This is a genomic window from Pseudomonas sp. GW822-FHT07A10 (assembly GCF_058798795.1).
Window position 1 is genome coordinate 1 of record NZ_JBXAKV010000038.1, and the last position, 557, is coordinate 557.

The window sequence follows — 557 nt, forward strand, 5'->3', positions numbered from 1 at the left end:
ATCAGCGACGTCGACAGCGCCGCAACCTTCGTCGCCCAAACCAACACCGCCGGCAGCTACGGCCAGTTCTCCATCGGCACCGGCGGTGCCTGGACCTACGTCGCCAATTCCGCGCACAACGAGTTCGCTGCCGGCACCACCTACACCGACACCTTCGCGGTGAGCAGTGCCGACGGCACCCTCACTTCGGTCACCGTGCACATCCTCGGTACCAACGATGCGGCCGTGCTGTCCGCTGGCACCGCCAACCTCACCGAGACCAATGCCGCCGTCGACATCTCCACCGCCGGCACCCTGACCATCAGCGACGTCGACAGCGCCGCAACCTTCGTCGCCCAAACCAACACCGCCGGCAGCTACGGCCAGTTCTCCATCGGTACCGACGGAGCCTGGACCTACGTCGCCAGCTCCGCCCACAACGAGTTCGCCGCCGGCACCACCTACACCGACACCTTCGCGGTGAGCAGCGCCGATGGCACCGCTACTTCGGTCACCGTGCACATCCTCGGCACCAACGATGCGGCCGTGCTGTCCGCCGACGTCGCCAACCTCACCGA

At 66.8% G+C, this 557-nt stretch carries 1 protein-coding gene; it reads left to right on the forward strand.

Annotated features, from left to right (window positions below):
* The coding region (locus AC1RL4_RS29230) for a VCBS domain-containing protein (protein WP_493120716.1) at positions 1–557 on the forward strand (557 nt) is incomplete at both ends.